The organism is Butyricimonas sp. RTP31003st1_G1_RTP31003_210430 (genome assembly GCF_040920905.1).
Classification (GTDB): Bacteria; Bacteroidota; Bacteroidia; order Bacteroidales; family Marinifilaceae; genus Butyricimonas; species Butyricimonas paravirosa.
This window is the reverse complement of sequence record NZ_JBCOSQ010000027.1, coordinates 56,180-68,832: the sequence shown is the minus strand read 5'-3', so window position 1 is coordinate 68,832 and position 12,653 is coordinate 56,180. Positions and strand designations below refer to the sequence as shown.

Here is a 12,653-nt window from a genome sequence, read left to right as displayed (position 1 = left end):
GATTTTAATCACCCAATCATCGAATCGGCAATCACGGAATCTTTTTCATTCTAAACTTCTTTTATCTTTCAGTTTTTATCTTTCATCTTTTAGCTTTCATCTTTTAGCTTTTAGTTTTTATCTTTCATCTCCCCCTCCCCACGTACCCCCTCGTGTTCCGGTCGATTGATTCCAAGTGCTGGTTCACCCGTCCAAGTTCGTGCATCGTGGCTGTCGTGCTTTGGGCAGTCACCCGGGTATTCACCGCAATCTCATTCTGTAACTCGATCATTTGCGTCATGTTAAAAGGAGATTCCGGCACGGTCACTGTCCCCGTCAACAACCAATCCCGGATGGCCCGCACGTCCGAGGCCGTCATGTTCCAAAGTCCCACGAGCTGACTCGCCGTACCTTCCGTCATGGCCGCCTGCAATTGCCCGGTCACCTCCTGCACCCGACTCGACATATCCTTGTTCACCACCAGCCCCATATCGGTCATCATCTGCACCCACTCTTTGCTCTGGGCACTGATCGAGGACATACTCGACTCTAAAAGTCCCTTGATTTGCCGGATCTCCCCGGTACTGAAATTAACTCCTTCCTCCGATTCCTCGGCTGTAAACCTCTCCGCCGCATCGAACACAGGTTGTAACGATTTTTGAATTAACTTCATCGACAATTGTTTTGCAAGCATATTCTTAATCAAGGTATCAACCTTGCCCTGCATGATAGCGTCAATACCTTCGGTTCCCTGCGAGAAGGCATCCACCAGAGTTGAACCCAACTGGGAAGCGAATGACTTCAAATCAGTTGTCATCAATTCATCGATAATATTTTGTTTCGAATCCGCGATCTGATTCTCCAAGCTAGTGATCGCCTTTTTATACTCCTCTATTTTCCCCTTATCTTTTTTCTTCCTCTTCTTACTATCCTCCGCCCTTAACTGCCCCTCGACTTCAATTTTCTGCTTTTCCAAATTAGCAATCTGATCCACCTTCGTTTCGTACTCTTCCGTACCCAATGCTTGACTTGCAGCCCGGGCCAACCCATCATATTCCGTCTTTAATTTCTTCAGGTTCTCCGCGTGCTTTTTGATCTCTTTATCCGCTTTCTTCGTTTTGAAATCGAACAATTTCGTGGCACTCGTGATCATCCCCACACCCCCGCTAATGACACTAGAAATATCTCCTGACGCCAACCCTTTCGCCATATTCCCCATCCCGGAAACCATCCCGCTAACCTGATCGAAAGTTGCCTGCGCCTCCTTACTCATCCCAAAAGCCCCCCCTATTTGACTAATACCGGATAAAGCCTGAGTAGCAATGGCGGAGCATTCTCCAAGGGCTGTTCCCAAGTCCTTCCATTTACCTTTAGTCATTTCAACCCCACTCCCCATGCTCTTAAACAGAAACGACATTGAATCGTTTAATTTCTCGAAAGGTCCTTTATCTGTATCTTTATTTACATCTAATAGCTTCAACAAATCCTTTTTGGCTTTTGCTGTTAACTTTCCTTCCAAAACCAACTTTTCGACCTCATTTGTCACAGCAGCCATCAAGTCATTTGTACTATCTACAGTCAACCGACCAAGAAACAACCAAATAAACTCCCATTCCTGCGGTAATTTCAACATTTTATCCCGTAAAGCTTCAATACTGGCCATCTCTTCATTCCGGACAACAGTCATTGCTTCTCGAATACTTGTAATTTCACCCTCCGCCGATGCTCGAAGTTGAGCGGCTTGCAATTCCATAATCTCCCGGTTTGCCTTATCATGAATCGCCTTCAAATCATCCGCAAACTTTTGGTAAATAACCCGAAGGCGTTCCAACTCTTTTTTACTGTCATCAATATCTCCTAACGGCATAAGCGAAACGCTTTCCTCGTCAGAGGAATTTGTTGTAGATACTCCCATGGCCAAGTTCATGGCACTTTCTTTGTCTATAATTCCCATAAGATTCTATATTTAGCATTACTCTTTTCTATTAAAATATGAGATCCTCCATTTTTTCTCATTTTTCCTAAGAGAAATCCAAATATTTTAATCACACGATCACAACAAATCAACAATATCACTATTTTGCAATACAATCAATTTATTAATTCATAATTACAGATTTCAAATTGGAATATTCACTACCTTTGCATAAATAAAACAAAAGGAACATAACATGAAATCATTTTTTATATTTCTAATTTTATTCTCGGTTACATCCTTAACAACTGAAGCACAACTAGTAAATAATAAAAAAGCAACTTATAGGGAAACAGATTGTTACATTGAACGGATAAATGCAGAGACGTTCAATCACGAAGATCAGGACATCAAGTTCAAAATTATTTCTAGCACTTACTCCAAGTGGACAATTTCCATTGAAAATAAGACAAAAAATGATATGATTGTTTACTGGCGGGATTGTTCATTCGTGGTTAATAAAATAAGTGGAAATATCTTATTCGTTAGCTCGAAAGATTTTTCTATTGAATATTATCCACCTTACGAAGAAAAAATTGCTCCCGAATCAATATTTGGTGAAACATATTTTACTCATAATAAACGAGCATACATCATTGACCCTAAAATCATAAAAAAAACGGGAGAAGATTATTACATTCGTTTAATAATCCCGATTGAAGTGAATGGTGAACTAAAAAAATATGATTTTAAATACAGGATATATCTTGCCAATGCAGAGAAACAGCAAAAATACAAGGAGAAAAGGCAAAAGAAAATCAAGAAAGAACTTGAAAAAGTCATAAAGCAACATCAAGAATAGTAATTCTAATCCGGAACGCATATTTCGTCCCAATCGGTACTCAAAGTTGAGCGCCTTGCAACTCCATAATCTCCCGGTTCGCCTTATCATGAATTGCTTTCAAATCATCTGCAAATTTCTGATAAATCCAAACATTTCAATTTTTCAAATCAGCAAATACATATAATTGAAGAATAATTAATTATGAGTGGTGTCAATTTTAATTTAGAGGTGTCAAATATGCCATTTTGACATTTATAATGTTGTTAAATAAGACAAAAAATGTTATTTGTCAGCTTTCTAATGATTGGTATGAGATTTGTCAATGTAATTATTATAAACGATATGTATGGAAAAGAAAACATTCAAAATATTGTGTATTGATGGTGGGGGTATCAAGGGGTTATATTCAGCCCAACTTCTTGCTGAATTTGAGGAGATTTTTGAGACAAAAATTTCTGACCATTTTGACTTAATATGTGGCACTTCAACAGGTGGTATTATTGCTTTGGCAGCCTCAGCAAAAGTTCCAATGAAAAAAGTTGTGCAATTTTACAACACAGAGGGACCAAGGATCTTCAGTCAACACTATAAAAAATTTGGAGGAATCGGAAACTTTTTACTAAGTATAAAACAAGCTTTATTTTGTAGTAAATATGATGGCAAAAAACTAGAGAGTGCCTTAAGAAATGTTTTTGGAGATAAGAAATTAGGTGATAGCAATAATTTATTGTGCATACCAGCTTACAACATAACTATGGCTACTCCACGAGTGTTTAAAAAAGATTATGGAACATTATGCTATGACTCAAATAAGTCTTATGTAGATGTTGCTATGGCTACAGCGGCAGCTCCTACGTATTTACCGATACGAGAGATCAATGATATTGGATATGTGGATGGAGGATTGTGGGCAAATAACCCAACGTTAGTAGGAGTATCTGAATTTGTATTCAAACATTGTAAACCAGCCAAAGAAAGAACTGAGAGTGATTACGATAGCGTAGAGATTTTGTCAATTAGCAGTTGTGAAAAGAAAGGGGGACGAACGTACAAGTACAAGAAACGTTCTTTCATGGGGTGGAAGGACTGTTTGTTTGATCTGTATTCTAATGGACAAGCCCACTGTAATTCCTTCTTCCTATCACACATAGAAAAACATTTAGATTTTGATTTAAAGATTGTCCGTGTAACACACAAGCCTCTTTCTGCCAATCAACAAAAAAATATTGACATGGATAATGCAAGTGCACACTCTTGCAAAATTTTACGTAGTTTAGGAAAAGATACTGCTGCTAATTGGAAAGAAAAATCTGAAATACGAAAATTTTTCAACGAACAAAAAACATATAAAGACGATAATGGCAAATAATCACGAACAATTTATTGCCTTCCATGGTACAATAACAGCTTCAAATACGAAGCGGCAAACTCTAAAAAAAAACCGTGATGCGATTAGAACAAAGATTCGTAATCATTTCAAAGAGCACTGGCCTAAAAAAACTCAGCCCAAGTTTCATTGGCAAGGTTCTTACTCCATGTACACCTTACTAAATCCTATTAAAGACGAGGAAGGTCTTGGTGCATACGATTTGGATGATGGAGTATATTTTATAGGATCATCTGAAGAAGAACGTGAAAACGTTCAATGGTATCACGATGAAATATACAAGGCCGTAAAAGACCACACATCTGAAGGAGCTAAAGACAATGCCCCATGCGTAACAGTTTATTATGCAGACAATCATCATGTTGACCTACCAGCATATTTCATGGTAGACGGAGATAAACATCCAAAAATGGCTCACAAAAAAAATCCTTGGATGGATACAGACCCACGCGAAACAACCAATTGGTTTAATCGTAAAACCGAACACCCACAACTACGAAGAATAGTACGGTATGTAAAAGCTTGGGCAGATTATGTGAATAATCAAGGTAAAGGTAAAATGCCCACAGGATGTATTCTTACAATTCTCGTGGTTGATAACTATACTGCAAATAAGCGAGATGACATTGCTTTGAAAGATGTTCTCGTAAAAATGAATAAAAACCTCAATGCTGATAACGGTTTTCATTGTTATCGTCCAACATTCCCCAAGAACGAAGATTTGTTTGAACACTACAAAGAGAGTAGGAAAAATTTCTTTCTCAAAGAATTGAAATCCTTTGCAAATGATGCTGAAAAAGCCATAAACACTTCTAATCAAAAAGATGGCTGTCTTAAATGGCAAAATCACTTTGGCGAACGCTTTTCTTGCTCGACAGCCAAAGATGAGGAGGAAGACGCACAGAAGAAAGAATTATCAGGTACTTTAAAAAATAATAGCCGTTTTGCATAACGAAGAGATTTTAAAACACTGCTTTGATGAAATTAGTAAGGAAGAAGATGTGGATTTGGTGGAGTCTATTCCTACAAATCCACAGTATTCATATGCTAAATGCTGGAAATTAACCACGTACGTTTCTATAAAATCTGTTTCTGAGAAAATAGAACTTTATATTGGCTTTTCGCATACTTTCCCTTTTAAAACACCTGACATTTACTATTTTGACACCCAATATGATTACTTCCCACACATAGATTACACAAGTCGCAAACTTTGTTATCTGGAAGATGGAACAACTTACACTCCTAACGCCCCCATTATATTATTGCGCAAGTGTATTAGTAAAGCTAAACGATTAATTGAAAAGGGGGCGAAACGTGAAAATTCAAAAGATTTTATTGAAGAGCTATACAGTCATTGGGATAGCGAATTTAATGGTGAACCTTTTGTAAAGGACAATTGGATGATTTATGGTAAAATTCCTACCACATCAAATATTTTTAAGGTATGGTCATATAAAGAAACTCTAGTAACAGAAAAAGGACAAGTACATCACTTGATTATACCTTATGATTCTATTGACCATAAATTTGAAACGTATATGCGGGGTAAACCGAATTTTACGGAATCAGAAATTCTATTTCTTAGTAACATTGAAGTGCCCGATAAACCTCCGTATTGTATTACACCACAGATCTTTTTAAACTGGATAAAAGATGATGGCGATATAAAATTATTGAAGAAAACACTTAACAAAGACCGACAACTTACGATTGCTTTTCCTCTTTTTCAAACTAACTATTTTGGAGGATGTCAAATACCATTACAACCAGTTTTTAGGAACGGGTTCCGTAAACTTAATGCTTTTGATGAGCTCACTCTATTTGAAAAGAAGAACCAATATTTACAGCGTTTCGTTGGGAAAATTTATTCGTTAAGCAGAATAACTCAACGAACAGAAGGAAAAAAAATAAAGGTACGTAAATTTACGGTAGTGGGGCTTGGAAGTGTTGGTAGCAACCTATGTTATTTTCTAAGCGGATGGTCTAATGCTGAATTTATACTTATAGACAAAGACATAATGCAACCTGAGAACATTGGGCGACATCTACACGGTATGAAATATATCCAGCAAAGTAAGGCTTATTCCATGGAAGAGTTCTTACGGGAGAATAGACCAGACATGAATGTTAAAAGCTTCACCGCTTCAATAGAGGACATTTTAGAGAGGAACATCGAAGAGTTTAATGGATGTTCTGCGGTATTCTTATGCATGGGCGATTGTATGTCTGAACAGTATGTCTTATCATTAGTAGAAAGGAAGGTGTTGACTATACCTATATTCACATTATGGCTGGAGCCTTTCGCTATTGCAGGACATCTCGTTTACATAAATCCTATAGATACCCTAAACACAAATAATATGTTGGAAAAAGATACTATGTTATACAAACATAATCTTATACTTTCCTCTGAATATACAGGGAAAGGAACCTCTGAATTTGTTAGCAGAGATGCAGGGTGCAATGGCGCTTATACATTGTATTCTGGGAATGATGTTATGCTCTTCTTATCTGCAATATATCCAATTATCAATAAACTAATAGAACAACCGTCCAAAACAATGTGTTACCGATGGGTAGGAAATATAAACAACGCCAAAGAAAGAAACATTGCCTTGATAGAGGGGAAACACATCAATGGAGATGTAACAGAACTTCCACTATAGATTACAAACAACTTAAGGTAGAAATTAAGGAGTCTGCATTACAGAAACTTCAGAAAGTCCGTCAAACGAATGGTTCAGAAGTGGGAGGTGTATTTACTGGTTCCGAAATAGGGACTGACAATTATCGTATTGGGAAAATTTCCGATCCATGTATTGTATTTAACAGTTCATCTAAATATGGGTGTACAAGGGATGCTACATTAGCAAATATTTTTATACAACAAGATTATGAAACATCAAATCACTCTAGATATTATTTAGGAGAGTGGCATACACACCCCGAAGAAAATCCAACACCTTCTCTTACAGATATTGCATCAATTAGGGATGTGTATTCCAAATCAGACTTAGTAATCAACGGAGTATTTCTTATCATAATAGGAATAAAAAGTAATTATTATGGATATTATGATGGTGAAAATCTCCACAAGATAGATGTTGTTTTATGCTAAATAAACTTCAAAGGAATAAAAAAATGAAGCTTACCTACAAGGTCGAATAATATTTACAATTTATTTTTTATTCATCAAGAATCTTGAAAATAATTCATATCCTTATAACCGAAAGAAACGAATAGCAATATCGAGTCCAAAGGTGAAAATTTCATAAAAATTATTTTAGCGAAAAATTAACACATTAGTAAATGCCTAGAGCATAAGCGAACCGCAACGGCAGATAAACACTAATTACTATACTTATAGCATGAAACTAGAAGTTAGAATAGTTTAACCAGAAGATTAACGGCACAACAGAATGTCTAGTATTTCATCATATAGCAGCTTGACCTTTTAGCTTTCAATAGAATATTTTATACATTTAAATAGCTATATCCGGCTTTTCGCATCCATGTATTTCCTGTAACGTCGAGGTTCCCCGGTAGTGAAATCCACGAGTTCCACCCACTCGTATCCCTCATCTTCATCCTCGTCCCCGTATAGAATCCGGTTACGCTCGTTACACATATAAGTATATTCCTGTAACATACCCATGATCAAGGCATAACTACTGTTTAATGTCTGCTCGTGCGTGTAACCGAAAGCTTCCCTCACGTTCACGAGAAACATGAAACTACTTACTGGATTATCCAGCTTTTTAGATTTTTCCGGGCGGCTATGATCTCCGCCTCGTTCAACGGGCTCATGTTCTTTAGCGTCATGATAGATTTGTAAAAAGGGTTGTAGCCGACCCGAAACAGAACGGCATTCAACAAGATACGAGTGTCCTCCCACGTGCAATTATCCTTCAGCACTTCCCGGAACCATGCAGGAGGATCGCTTTTCTTATTGTGTAACCCGATACAAATGACGGAAAGAATAAGCTCATCATATTTTCCCATAACTTCCGGAACTCTCGGATCAAACGTCCCGTCCCCGTTTCCCACGATCACCTCCAAATCCTCCGGATCAATAGCCAACAACAAAGGTTTCAACCGGAACCACGAACGCACGGTAAGCGGCGTAATCGTGATATATTTGTCCACCCGCTTTCCTTCCGGCACGGAATCGAGACACGCGAACTCAAAAGGAATACGAATTGTACTCTCACTAACGGTGTCGCTCTCTAACGCGATAATCTGTTTTATGCCCATGTACTAATTTTAGATTTTAAATTTAAGATTTTAGATTAAAAAAGCGTTGGCCTTGCGCGGCCGGAATCTCCTAATCTAAAATCATGAATTAAAAAGGGATGCCCCGGTATCGCTACTTTTGGCATCCCTTTTACCGGTTTAGGCTTGTGGGGTCACGGTCTTCACCTCACGGATAAAGGACGGTTTCAAGCTTCCATCAGCGGCAATGGCCGATTGACGGGTCACTTTCACCAACAACAGATCGGTTTGTTCGCTGCCCGGTGCCTGGCTGATCTTGGCCGAAACAGCCCCGTTGACAATGGTGTACTCCACGTATTTCCCCTCGTAAGGCTGGGTGGCGATACAGAATGCTTTATTGATTGTCTCGACACTGTTGGGAGCCTCCCATTTATCACCGTTTTTTGTCCCGCCACAAAAAGTGACCAGCTCGTCGGTAGTCGGTGAAGGAATAGAAAACTCGATACTGTCGGCATCCCCCTTGCGGTTGATGATCGCTAGGGGATCTTCTCGCCCTTCCACCTCGATCTTCACTTGATTCGCATCGGCAAAATTAAACGCCACGGAACCTTTGTAAATATCTCGTAACCGGGTGTATGATGCCGGTACCACCCCGTTAACCGCCTCCCCGTAACCGATGGAAGCAACTCCAATTGCAATACTTCTTTCTGACATAATTTTTAAAATTAATGGTTATTAAAAATGTTTACTAAAAATCGTTCCGATTATCTATCCCCTGTCAGTGAATAATTCACCGGTTCGCTTTCCATTAAAATGCCGGATTACCAAAATATTCTCACATTTTCATGGCTTTTTTTAATTCTTGCCGAACGAGATCGAGTACTCTCTCCAGTATTCGATAACGCGTAGCTATAGATTCCGGTCCCACCCAATCCTTTACAGGACGGCACTCCATGTAATAAAATATGAAAAGTTGCCGATAATTCGAAGGTATATCCAACCGATTCAGAAGGTCAATGACCCAATCATGGAAATCCTGCAATTGTTGACTTAAAGACTTTTCTTGCGGATCATAACTCATGCAATCGACGGGCAAAGACTCGCAAAGCACAAATCCAATCTTTTTACGAGAAGACTTCAGCTGGTGAAAAGTCTGCCATTGAAGCACTTTATATTTTATGGCACCAAGAACATAAAAGTCAAGCGTCGTTCCATTCTTTTTCTTTTCGTGCATGAAATCAATCAACCGGGAATCATTTTTCTTTTCTAAAAGTTCACAAATGACTTTATATAAAATATCCTCGGCCTCATCTTCAATATGATATTGCTTACTTTTGTAGATAGCATATTCCAACCAATGGAAATACCTACTATCAATAAAATTTAATAATTCATTACCTTCCATGATATTCATTTAGATTGTCCCTTTTATCTAAAATATAAAACGGCTCAGCTTTTATCACGAAATAGGATATTAAACGACATTTTTACAATTAATTAACATAAAACACAACAAACAACCTTCTTTCCTTCCGAAAATTACTACTTTTCCTCCCGGCACATACATTTTCAATTCATCAGAGATCATCCTGTAGCGCTTAATAACCACAATAATATATCTAACATTCACGAACACCTTAATTACCATCAATCAAAAATATCTACACGTTAGAAAGTTTTAATTACTATACACACACAAGTACCCCGATTCATGTAAATCGATGGCGTAGATACAGGCATCTTACAGCATAATCGTGCCGTAGTCTCAAGGGTAGGTCAACGATAGGTTAACGAAAGGTCAACGAAAGGTTAACGATACGGTGTGAGAATTTTTTGCAGATTTCACATTATAATAGAAAGGACTTCTCCACGAGTCACCAAAGAGAGTATAAGGAAAGAGTAACCGGAGATCACTGAGACTAATTTACAGAAATTAAAAACAAAAACATGAAAACTTCAGCAATTGAAAACAAAAGGGAAAAATGGCATACCAACGGACTCACGTTCTATTACCAAGCAGGCAAATTATGCCAGTGCCGTAGCAAGCGCCCCCGTTTACGAAATGGCAAGAAAAAAGACGGGACCCCGTTACAACCAAGTCCGGAGCAAATAAAAGCCAGAAAGGTTTTTAAAAATATTATCGCACTCAAACATTATTATTTTAAGCAAATCAAAGATCTCCCGATCTGGGACCTGGCTCCCAGGGAAGCAGGACAAACACGGCTGTCTAAATTTCATAAGGTAAACTCGGAAGCTTGTGACGAACGGGGCGTGGCGAATTACGCGGCTTTCAAATTCAGTATCGGCCAGTTGTTTCGCCCCGTCAATGTCCGGGCAACACGGAAGGGATGGGAAATCACGATGACATGGGAAAACCGGGAAAACCGCAAACTATCACTGCCATCAGACTGGTTACGGGTAGGATATTTCTACGGCTCCTATCCATTTTCACCAAGGTTACTACCCAATGTGGTAGCCAAACGGGAAGATTGCCAAGCAACATTCAGTATTCCTAATCCCGGTCTGGAAATTTCAGAACCTATCCATTTGTATTTATTTTTTTCCAGACAGGATCGGATTGCTTTTTCGACAAGTTTCCACGTTCAACTTTAAGAAATTCAACATCAAACATTCATAAACTTATAAATACCAACGTTTTATTCAAGATTTCAACCAATTGTAATTGTTAATTATTCACAAATCTGAAGAATGTATGGGAATTTTCCCACGCTCTTATATTTTACTAACACAGGGAGCGACTCTCGATGAGTGTTCGAGAAATCTCCCTTGATTAATAACCTTAAAACCAAAAATCATGAGTAAAGAACTAGAGCCGGCAGCAACCGGCAAAAGCGGGAGACGTGGAAACGAAATTTTCTGGACCCATCCCACGAAGTCCGGTATCATCGTTGCCAGAGCCGTCAGTGCCCGGACGATAAAACTCGATGCGGAGCGTAAACCCCACGCCGTCGCATTCGGAAGTATCGGACATCTCAGTCGAAAAATGATTAAAGCTATCCGGCTGGGATTCCCGCCCAACATTATCCGTGAGAAAGGGGCAACCCTTTTTATCCGGATCAATTTAAAAAACGGAGTTGCCGAAGGCATTCAAAACGATCCGGACGCGCCAGTAAGTAAGAACAAAAAAGCATCCGAAGAATTCCACGCAGAGATTCATTTCGATCGTCTGCTCGTTGCAAACGGGGAACTGGAAGGGCCGGACGTGACGGTTGCCATCGATAAGGAATCTCGAATGCTCACGTTCACGCAAACGGAGAACTTCCTAGAAGGAACCAAAAACGAAGAGAATGATCGTATTTATGCCGTGATTTATGAAACTAAAATCGAAGCATGCATTATTCGTGAACTTCGCCAACGGAAAGAAAACGGGGTGACCAGTGTTTCTCTACCGGAGAGATACGATCTTGACCAGCTAGCAATCTACACGTTTGCCACGAGCCGGAGAGGAGATCAGGCATCTAATTCCCAATGTCTCCAAACACCGAAAAACAAGGGAGAATAAATCGCAAGAAGGAGTATCTCGAAAGGGATTCTCCTTCCTTTTGCAACTATTTCGGAGTATAACAAATGATTCAGTGATTCTACATTACCTTATCTAAAATCACTGAATCATAAATCAAAAATTACAACGTCTTATCCCAATTTCTCAGCCTTAAACCCAGCCTCTTTTACCAGCTCGATTACCCGGTCATCTGACAAATCGGAAGTAATCGTCAACACCCGGTCGGGAGTGGAGAGATCGATATTCCATTGGTCACGAGCGACTACTTTATCCAGCGTTTCACCGATCTTGGCAACGCATCCACCACATTTGGCGGTGGTTTTGAATTTACTTGTTTTCATATCCTTCTTGTTTTTAATTACGATTCCACCCGTGAAGAACATTCGGCACATAACCCCTTCAACACGTAGTTTATACTTTCTAACGTAAAATCGCCGGGCAAGGCCACCGTGGGCACGTGAATTTTTCTTAAACAAAAGGTCTTGTGGCAATTCCGGCAATAGAAATGAGCGTGAAGATCATCGATAGAACAGGTACATTCATTACTGCATACCGAATATTTCAACGAACCGGAACCGTCATCAATCACGTGAATCAAGTGATGATCCAAAAACAGATTAATCGTCCGGAATATCGTCGATTTATCCACGGTATCCAATTCCGTCTCTAGGTCCAGTAGGCTAAACGCCCGGGTAAAGCGGGTCATCGCCTTCAGAATCAACAGCCGCATGGCCGTCGGCTTGATCTCCCGCTTTTCCAGTTTTTCCAAATATACCTTCTCGTCCATAAC

14 protein-coding genes are annotated in these 12,653 nt (G+C 39.2%); 7 read left to right on the top strand and 7 right to left on the bottom strand.

All coding sequences use genetic code 11. The annotated features are described in order from the left end of the window. Positions 1 to 124 precede the first annotated feature (124 nt). Positions 125 to 1,933, bottom strand: a complete 1,809-nt coding sequence (locus AB5542_RS10270; RefSeq protein WP_279039226.1) for a hypothetical protein — start codon at positions 1,931 to 1,933, stop codon at positions 125 to 127. A 217-nt stretch (positions 1,934 to 2,150) separates the two neighbouring features. Between AB5542_RS10270 and AB5542_RS10265 the strand changes: the two genes are divergently transcribed. The 5 genes from AB5542_RS10265 to AB5542_RS10245 all read left to right on the top strand — a co-directional run bounded on the left by AB5542_RS10265 (position 2,151) and on the right by AB5542_RS10245 (position 7,246). Then, positions 2,151 to 2,756, top strand: coding sequence for a hypothetical protein (locus tag AB5542_RS10265; RefSeq protein ID WP_279039227.1), 606 nt, complete (start codon positions 2,151 to 2,153; stop codon positions 2,754 to 2,756). A gap of 328 nt (positions 2,757 to 3,084) precedes the next feature. After that, complete coding sequence (locus AB5542_RS10260) at positions 3,085 to 4,107, top strand: CBASS cGAMP-activated phospholipase (protein WP_279039229.1); 1,023 nt, start codon at positions 3,085 to 3,087, stop codon at positions 4,105 to 4,107. Beyond that, the gene (locus AB5542_RS10255) at positions 4,097 to 5,077 is read left to right on the top strand and encodes a CBASS cGAMP synthase (RefSeq protein WP_279039230.1); all 981 of its coding nucleotides are present in this window, start codon (positions 4,097 to 4,099) and stop codon (positions 5,075 to 5,077) included. Before AB5542_RS10260 ends, AB5542_RS10255 begins: the two co-directional genes overlap by 11 nt. After that, positions 5,070 to 6,794: a ThiF family adenylyltransferase gene (locus tag AB5542_RS10250; RefSeq protein ID WP_279039231.1), complete on the top strand. Its 1,725-nt coding sequence runs from the start codon at positions 5,070 to 5,072 to the stop codon at positions 6,792 to 6,794. Before AB5542_RS10255 ends, AB5542_RS10250 begins: the two co-directional genes overlap by 8 nt. Beyond that, positions 6,701 to 7,246, top strand: coding sequence for a Mov34/MPN/PAD-1 family protein (locus tag AB5542_RS10245; RefSeq protein WP_279039233.1), 546 nt, complete (start codon positions 6,701 to 6,703; stop codon positions 7,244 to 7,246). Before AB5542_RS10250 ends, AB5542_RS10245 begins: the two co-directional genes overlap by 94 nt. 372 nt (positions 7,247 to 7,618) lie before the next feature. On the opposite strand, the gene AB5542_RS10240 is transcribed toward AB5542_RS10245, so the two are convergent. From AB5542_RS10240 to AB5542_RS10225, 4 genes are all read right to left on the bottom strand, one after another. Beyond that, on the bottom strand, positions 7,619 to 7,858 hold the full coding sequence (locus tag AB5542_RS10240; protein ID WP_118449663.1) for a hypothetical protein: 240 nt from the start codon (positions 7,856 to 7,858) through the stop codon (positions 7,619 to 7,621). Between the two features lie 8 nt (positions 7,859 to 7,866). Beyond that, entirely contained in the window at positions 7,867 to 8,382 is a 516-nt protein-coding gene (locus tag AB5542_RS10235) for a hypothetical protein (RefSeq protein ID WP_118449665.1), read from the bottom strand. Between the two features lie 138 nt (positions 8,383 to 8,520). After that, positions 8,521 to 9,054: a hypothetical protein gene (locus tag AB5542_RS10230; protein ID WP_118449667.1), complete on the bottom strand. Its 534-nt coding sequence runs from the start codon at positions 9,052 to 9,054 to the stop codon at positions 8,521 to 8,523. Positions 9,055 to 9,175: 121 nt separating this feature from the next. Then, positions 9,176 to 9,754, bottom strand: coding sequence for a hypothetical protein (locus AB5542_RS10225; protein WP_288215184.1), 579 nt, complete (start codon positions 9,752 to 9,754; stop codon positions 9,176 to 9,178). 533 nt (positions 9,755 to 10,287) lie between these two features. On the opposite strand from AB5542_RS10225, the gene AB5542_RS10220 reads away from it, so the two are divergent. Next, positions 10,288 to 10,953 carry a hypothetical protein gene (locus tag AB5542_RS10220; RefSeq protein WP_288215185.1) on the top strand — a complete coding sequence of 222 codons (666 nt, stop codon included), beginning with the start codon at positions 10,288 to 10,290 and terminating at the stop codon, positions 10,951 to 10,953. A gap of 202 nt (positions 10,954 to 11,155) precedes the next feature. Continuing rightward, on the top strand, positions 11,156 to 11,863 hold the full coding sequence (locus AB5542_RS10215) for a hypothetical protein (protein ID WP_124317326.1): 708 nt from the start codon (positions 11,156 to 11,158) through the stop codon (positions 11,861 to 11,863). A gap of 131 nt (positions 11,864 to 11,994) precedes the next feature. Here AB5542_RS10215 and AB5542_RS10210 read toward each other — a convergent pair whose 3' ends face one another. Together AB5542_RS10210 and AB5542_RS10205 are read right to left on the bottom strand one after the other, a co-directional pair. Beyond that, complete coding sequence (locus AB5542_RS10210) at positions 11,995 to 12,204, bottom strand: heavy-metal-associated domain-containing protein (RefSeq protein WP_087421837.1); 210 nt, start codon at positions 12,202 to 12,204, stop codon at positions 11,995 to 11,997. A gap of 17 nt (positions 12,205 to 12,221) precedes the next feature. Further along, the gene (locus tag AB5542_RS10205; protein WP_027200034.1) at positions 12,222 to 12,650 is read right to left on the bottom strand and encodes a Fur family transcriptional regulator; all 429 of its coding nucleotides are present in this window, start codon (positions 12,648 to 12,650) and stop codon (positions 12,222 to 12,224) included. Positions 12,651 to 12,653 lie beyond the last annotated feature (3 nt).

Coding starts and splice junctions, on each gene's coding strand:
- AB5542_RS10270 (WP_279039226.1), bottom strand. CDS start 1,933: ATGGGAATTATAGACAAAGAAAGTGCCATGAACTTGGCCATGGGAGTA.
- AB5542_RS10265 (WP_279039227.1), top strand. CDS start 2,151: ATGAAATCATTTTTTATATTTCTAATTTTATTCTCGGTTACATCCTTA.
- AB5542_RS10260 (WP_279039229.1), top strand. CDS start 3,085: ATGGAAAAGAAAACATTCAAAATATTGTGTATTGATGGTGGGGGTATC.
- AB5542_RS10255 (WP_279039230.1), top strand. CDS start 4,097: ATGGCAAATAATCACGAACAATTTATTGCCTTCCATGGTACAATAACA.
- AB5542_RS10245 (WP_279039233.1), top strand. CDS start 6,701: ATGGGTAGGAAATATAAACAACGCCAAAGAAAGAAACATTGCCTTGAT.
- AB5542_RS10240 (WP_118449663.1), bottom strand. CDS start 7,858: ATGTTTCTCGTGAACGTGAGGGAAGCTTTCGGTTACACGCACGAGCAG.
- AB5542_RS10235 (WP_118449665.1), bottom strand. CDS start 8,382: ATGGGCATAAAACAGATTATCGCGTTAGAGAGCGACACCGTTAGTGAG.
- AB5542_RS10230 (WP_118449667.1), bottom strand. CDS start 9,054: ATGTCAGAAAGAAGTATTGCAATTGGAGTTGCTTCCATCGGTTACGGG.
- AB5542_RS10225 (WP_288215184.1), bottom strand. CDS start 9,754: ATGAATATCATGGAAGGTAATGAATTATTAAATTTTATTGATAGTAGG.
- AB5542_RS10220 (WP_288215185.1), top strand. CDS start 10,288: ATGAAAACTTCAGCAATTGAAAACAAAAGGGAAAAATGGCATACCAAC.
- AB5542_RS10215 (WP_124317326.1), top strand. CDS start 11,156: ATGAGTAAAGAACTAGAGCCGGCAGCAACCGGCAAAAGCGGGAGACGT.
- AB5542_RS10210 (WP_087421837.1), bottom strand. CDS start 12,204: ATGAAAACAAGTAAATTCAAAACCACCGCCAAATGTGGTGGATGCGTT.
- AB5542_RS10205 (WP_027200034.1), bottom strand. CDS start 12,650: ATGGACGAGAAGGTATATTTGGAAAAACTGGAAAAGCGGGAGATCAAG.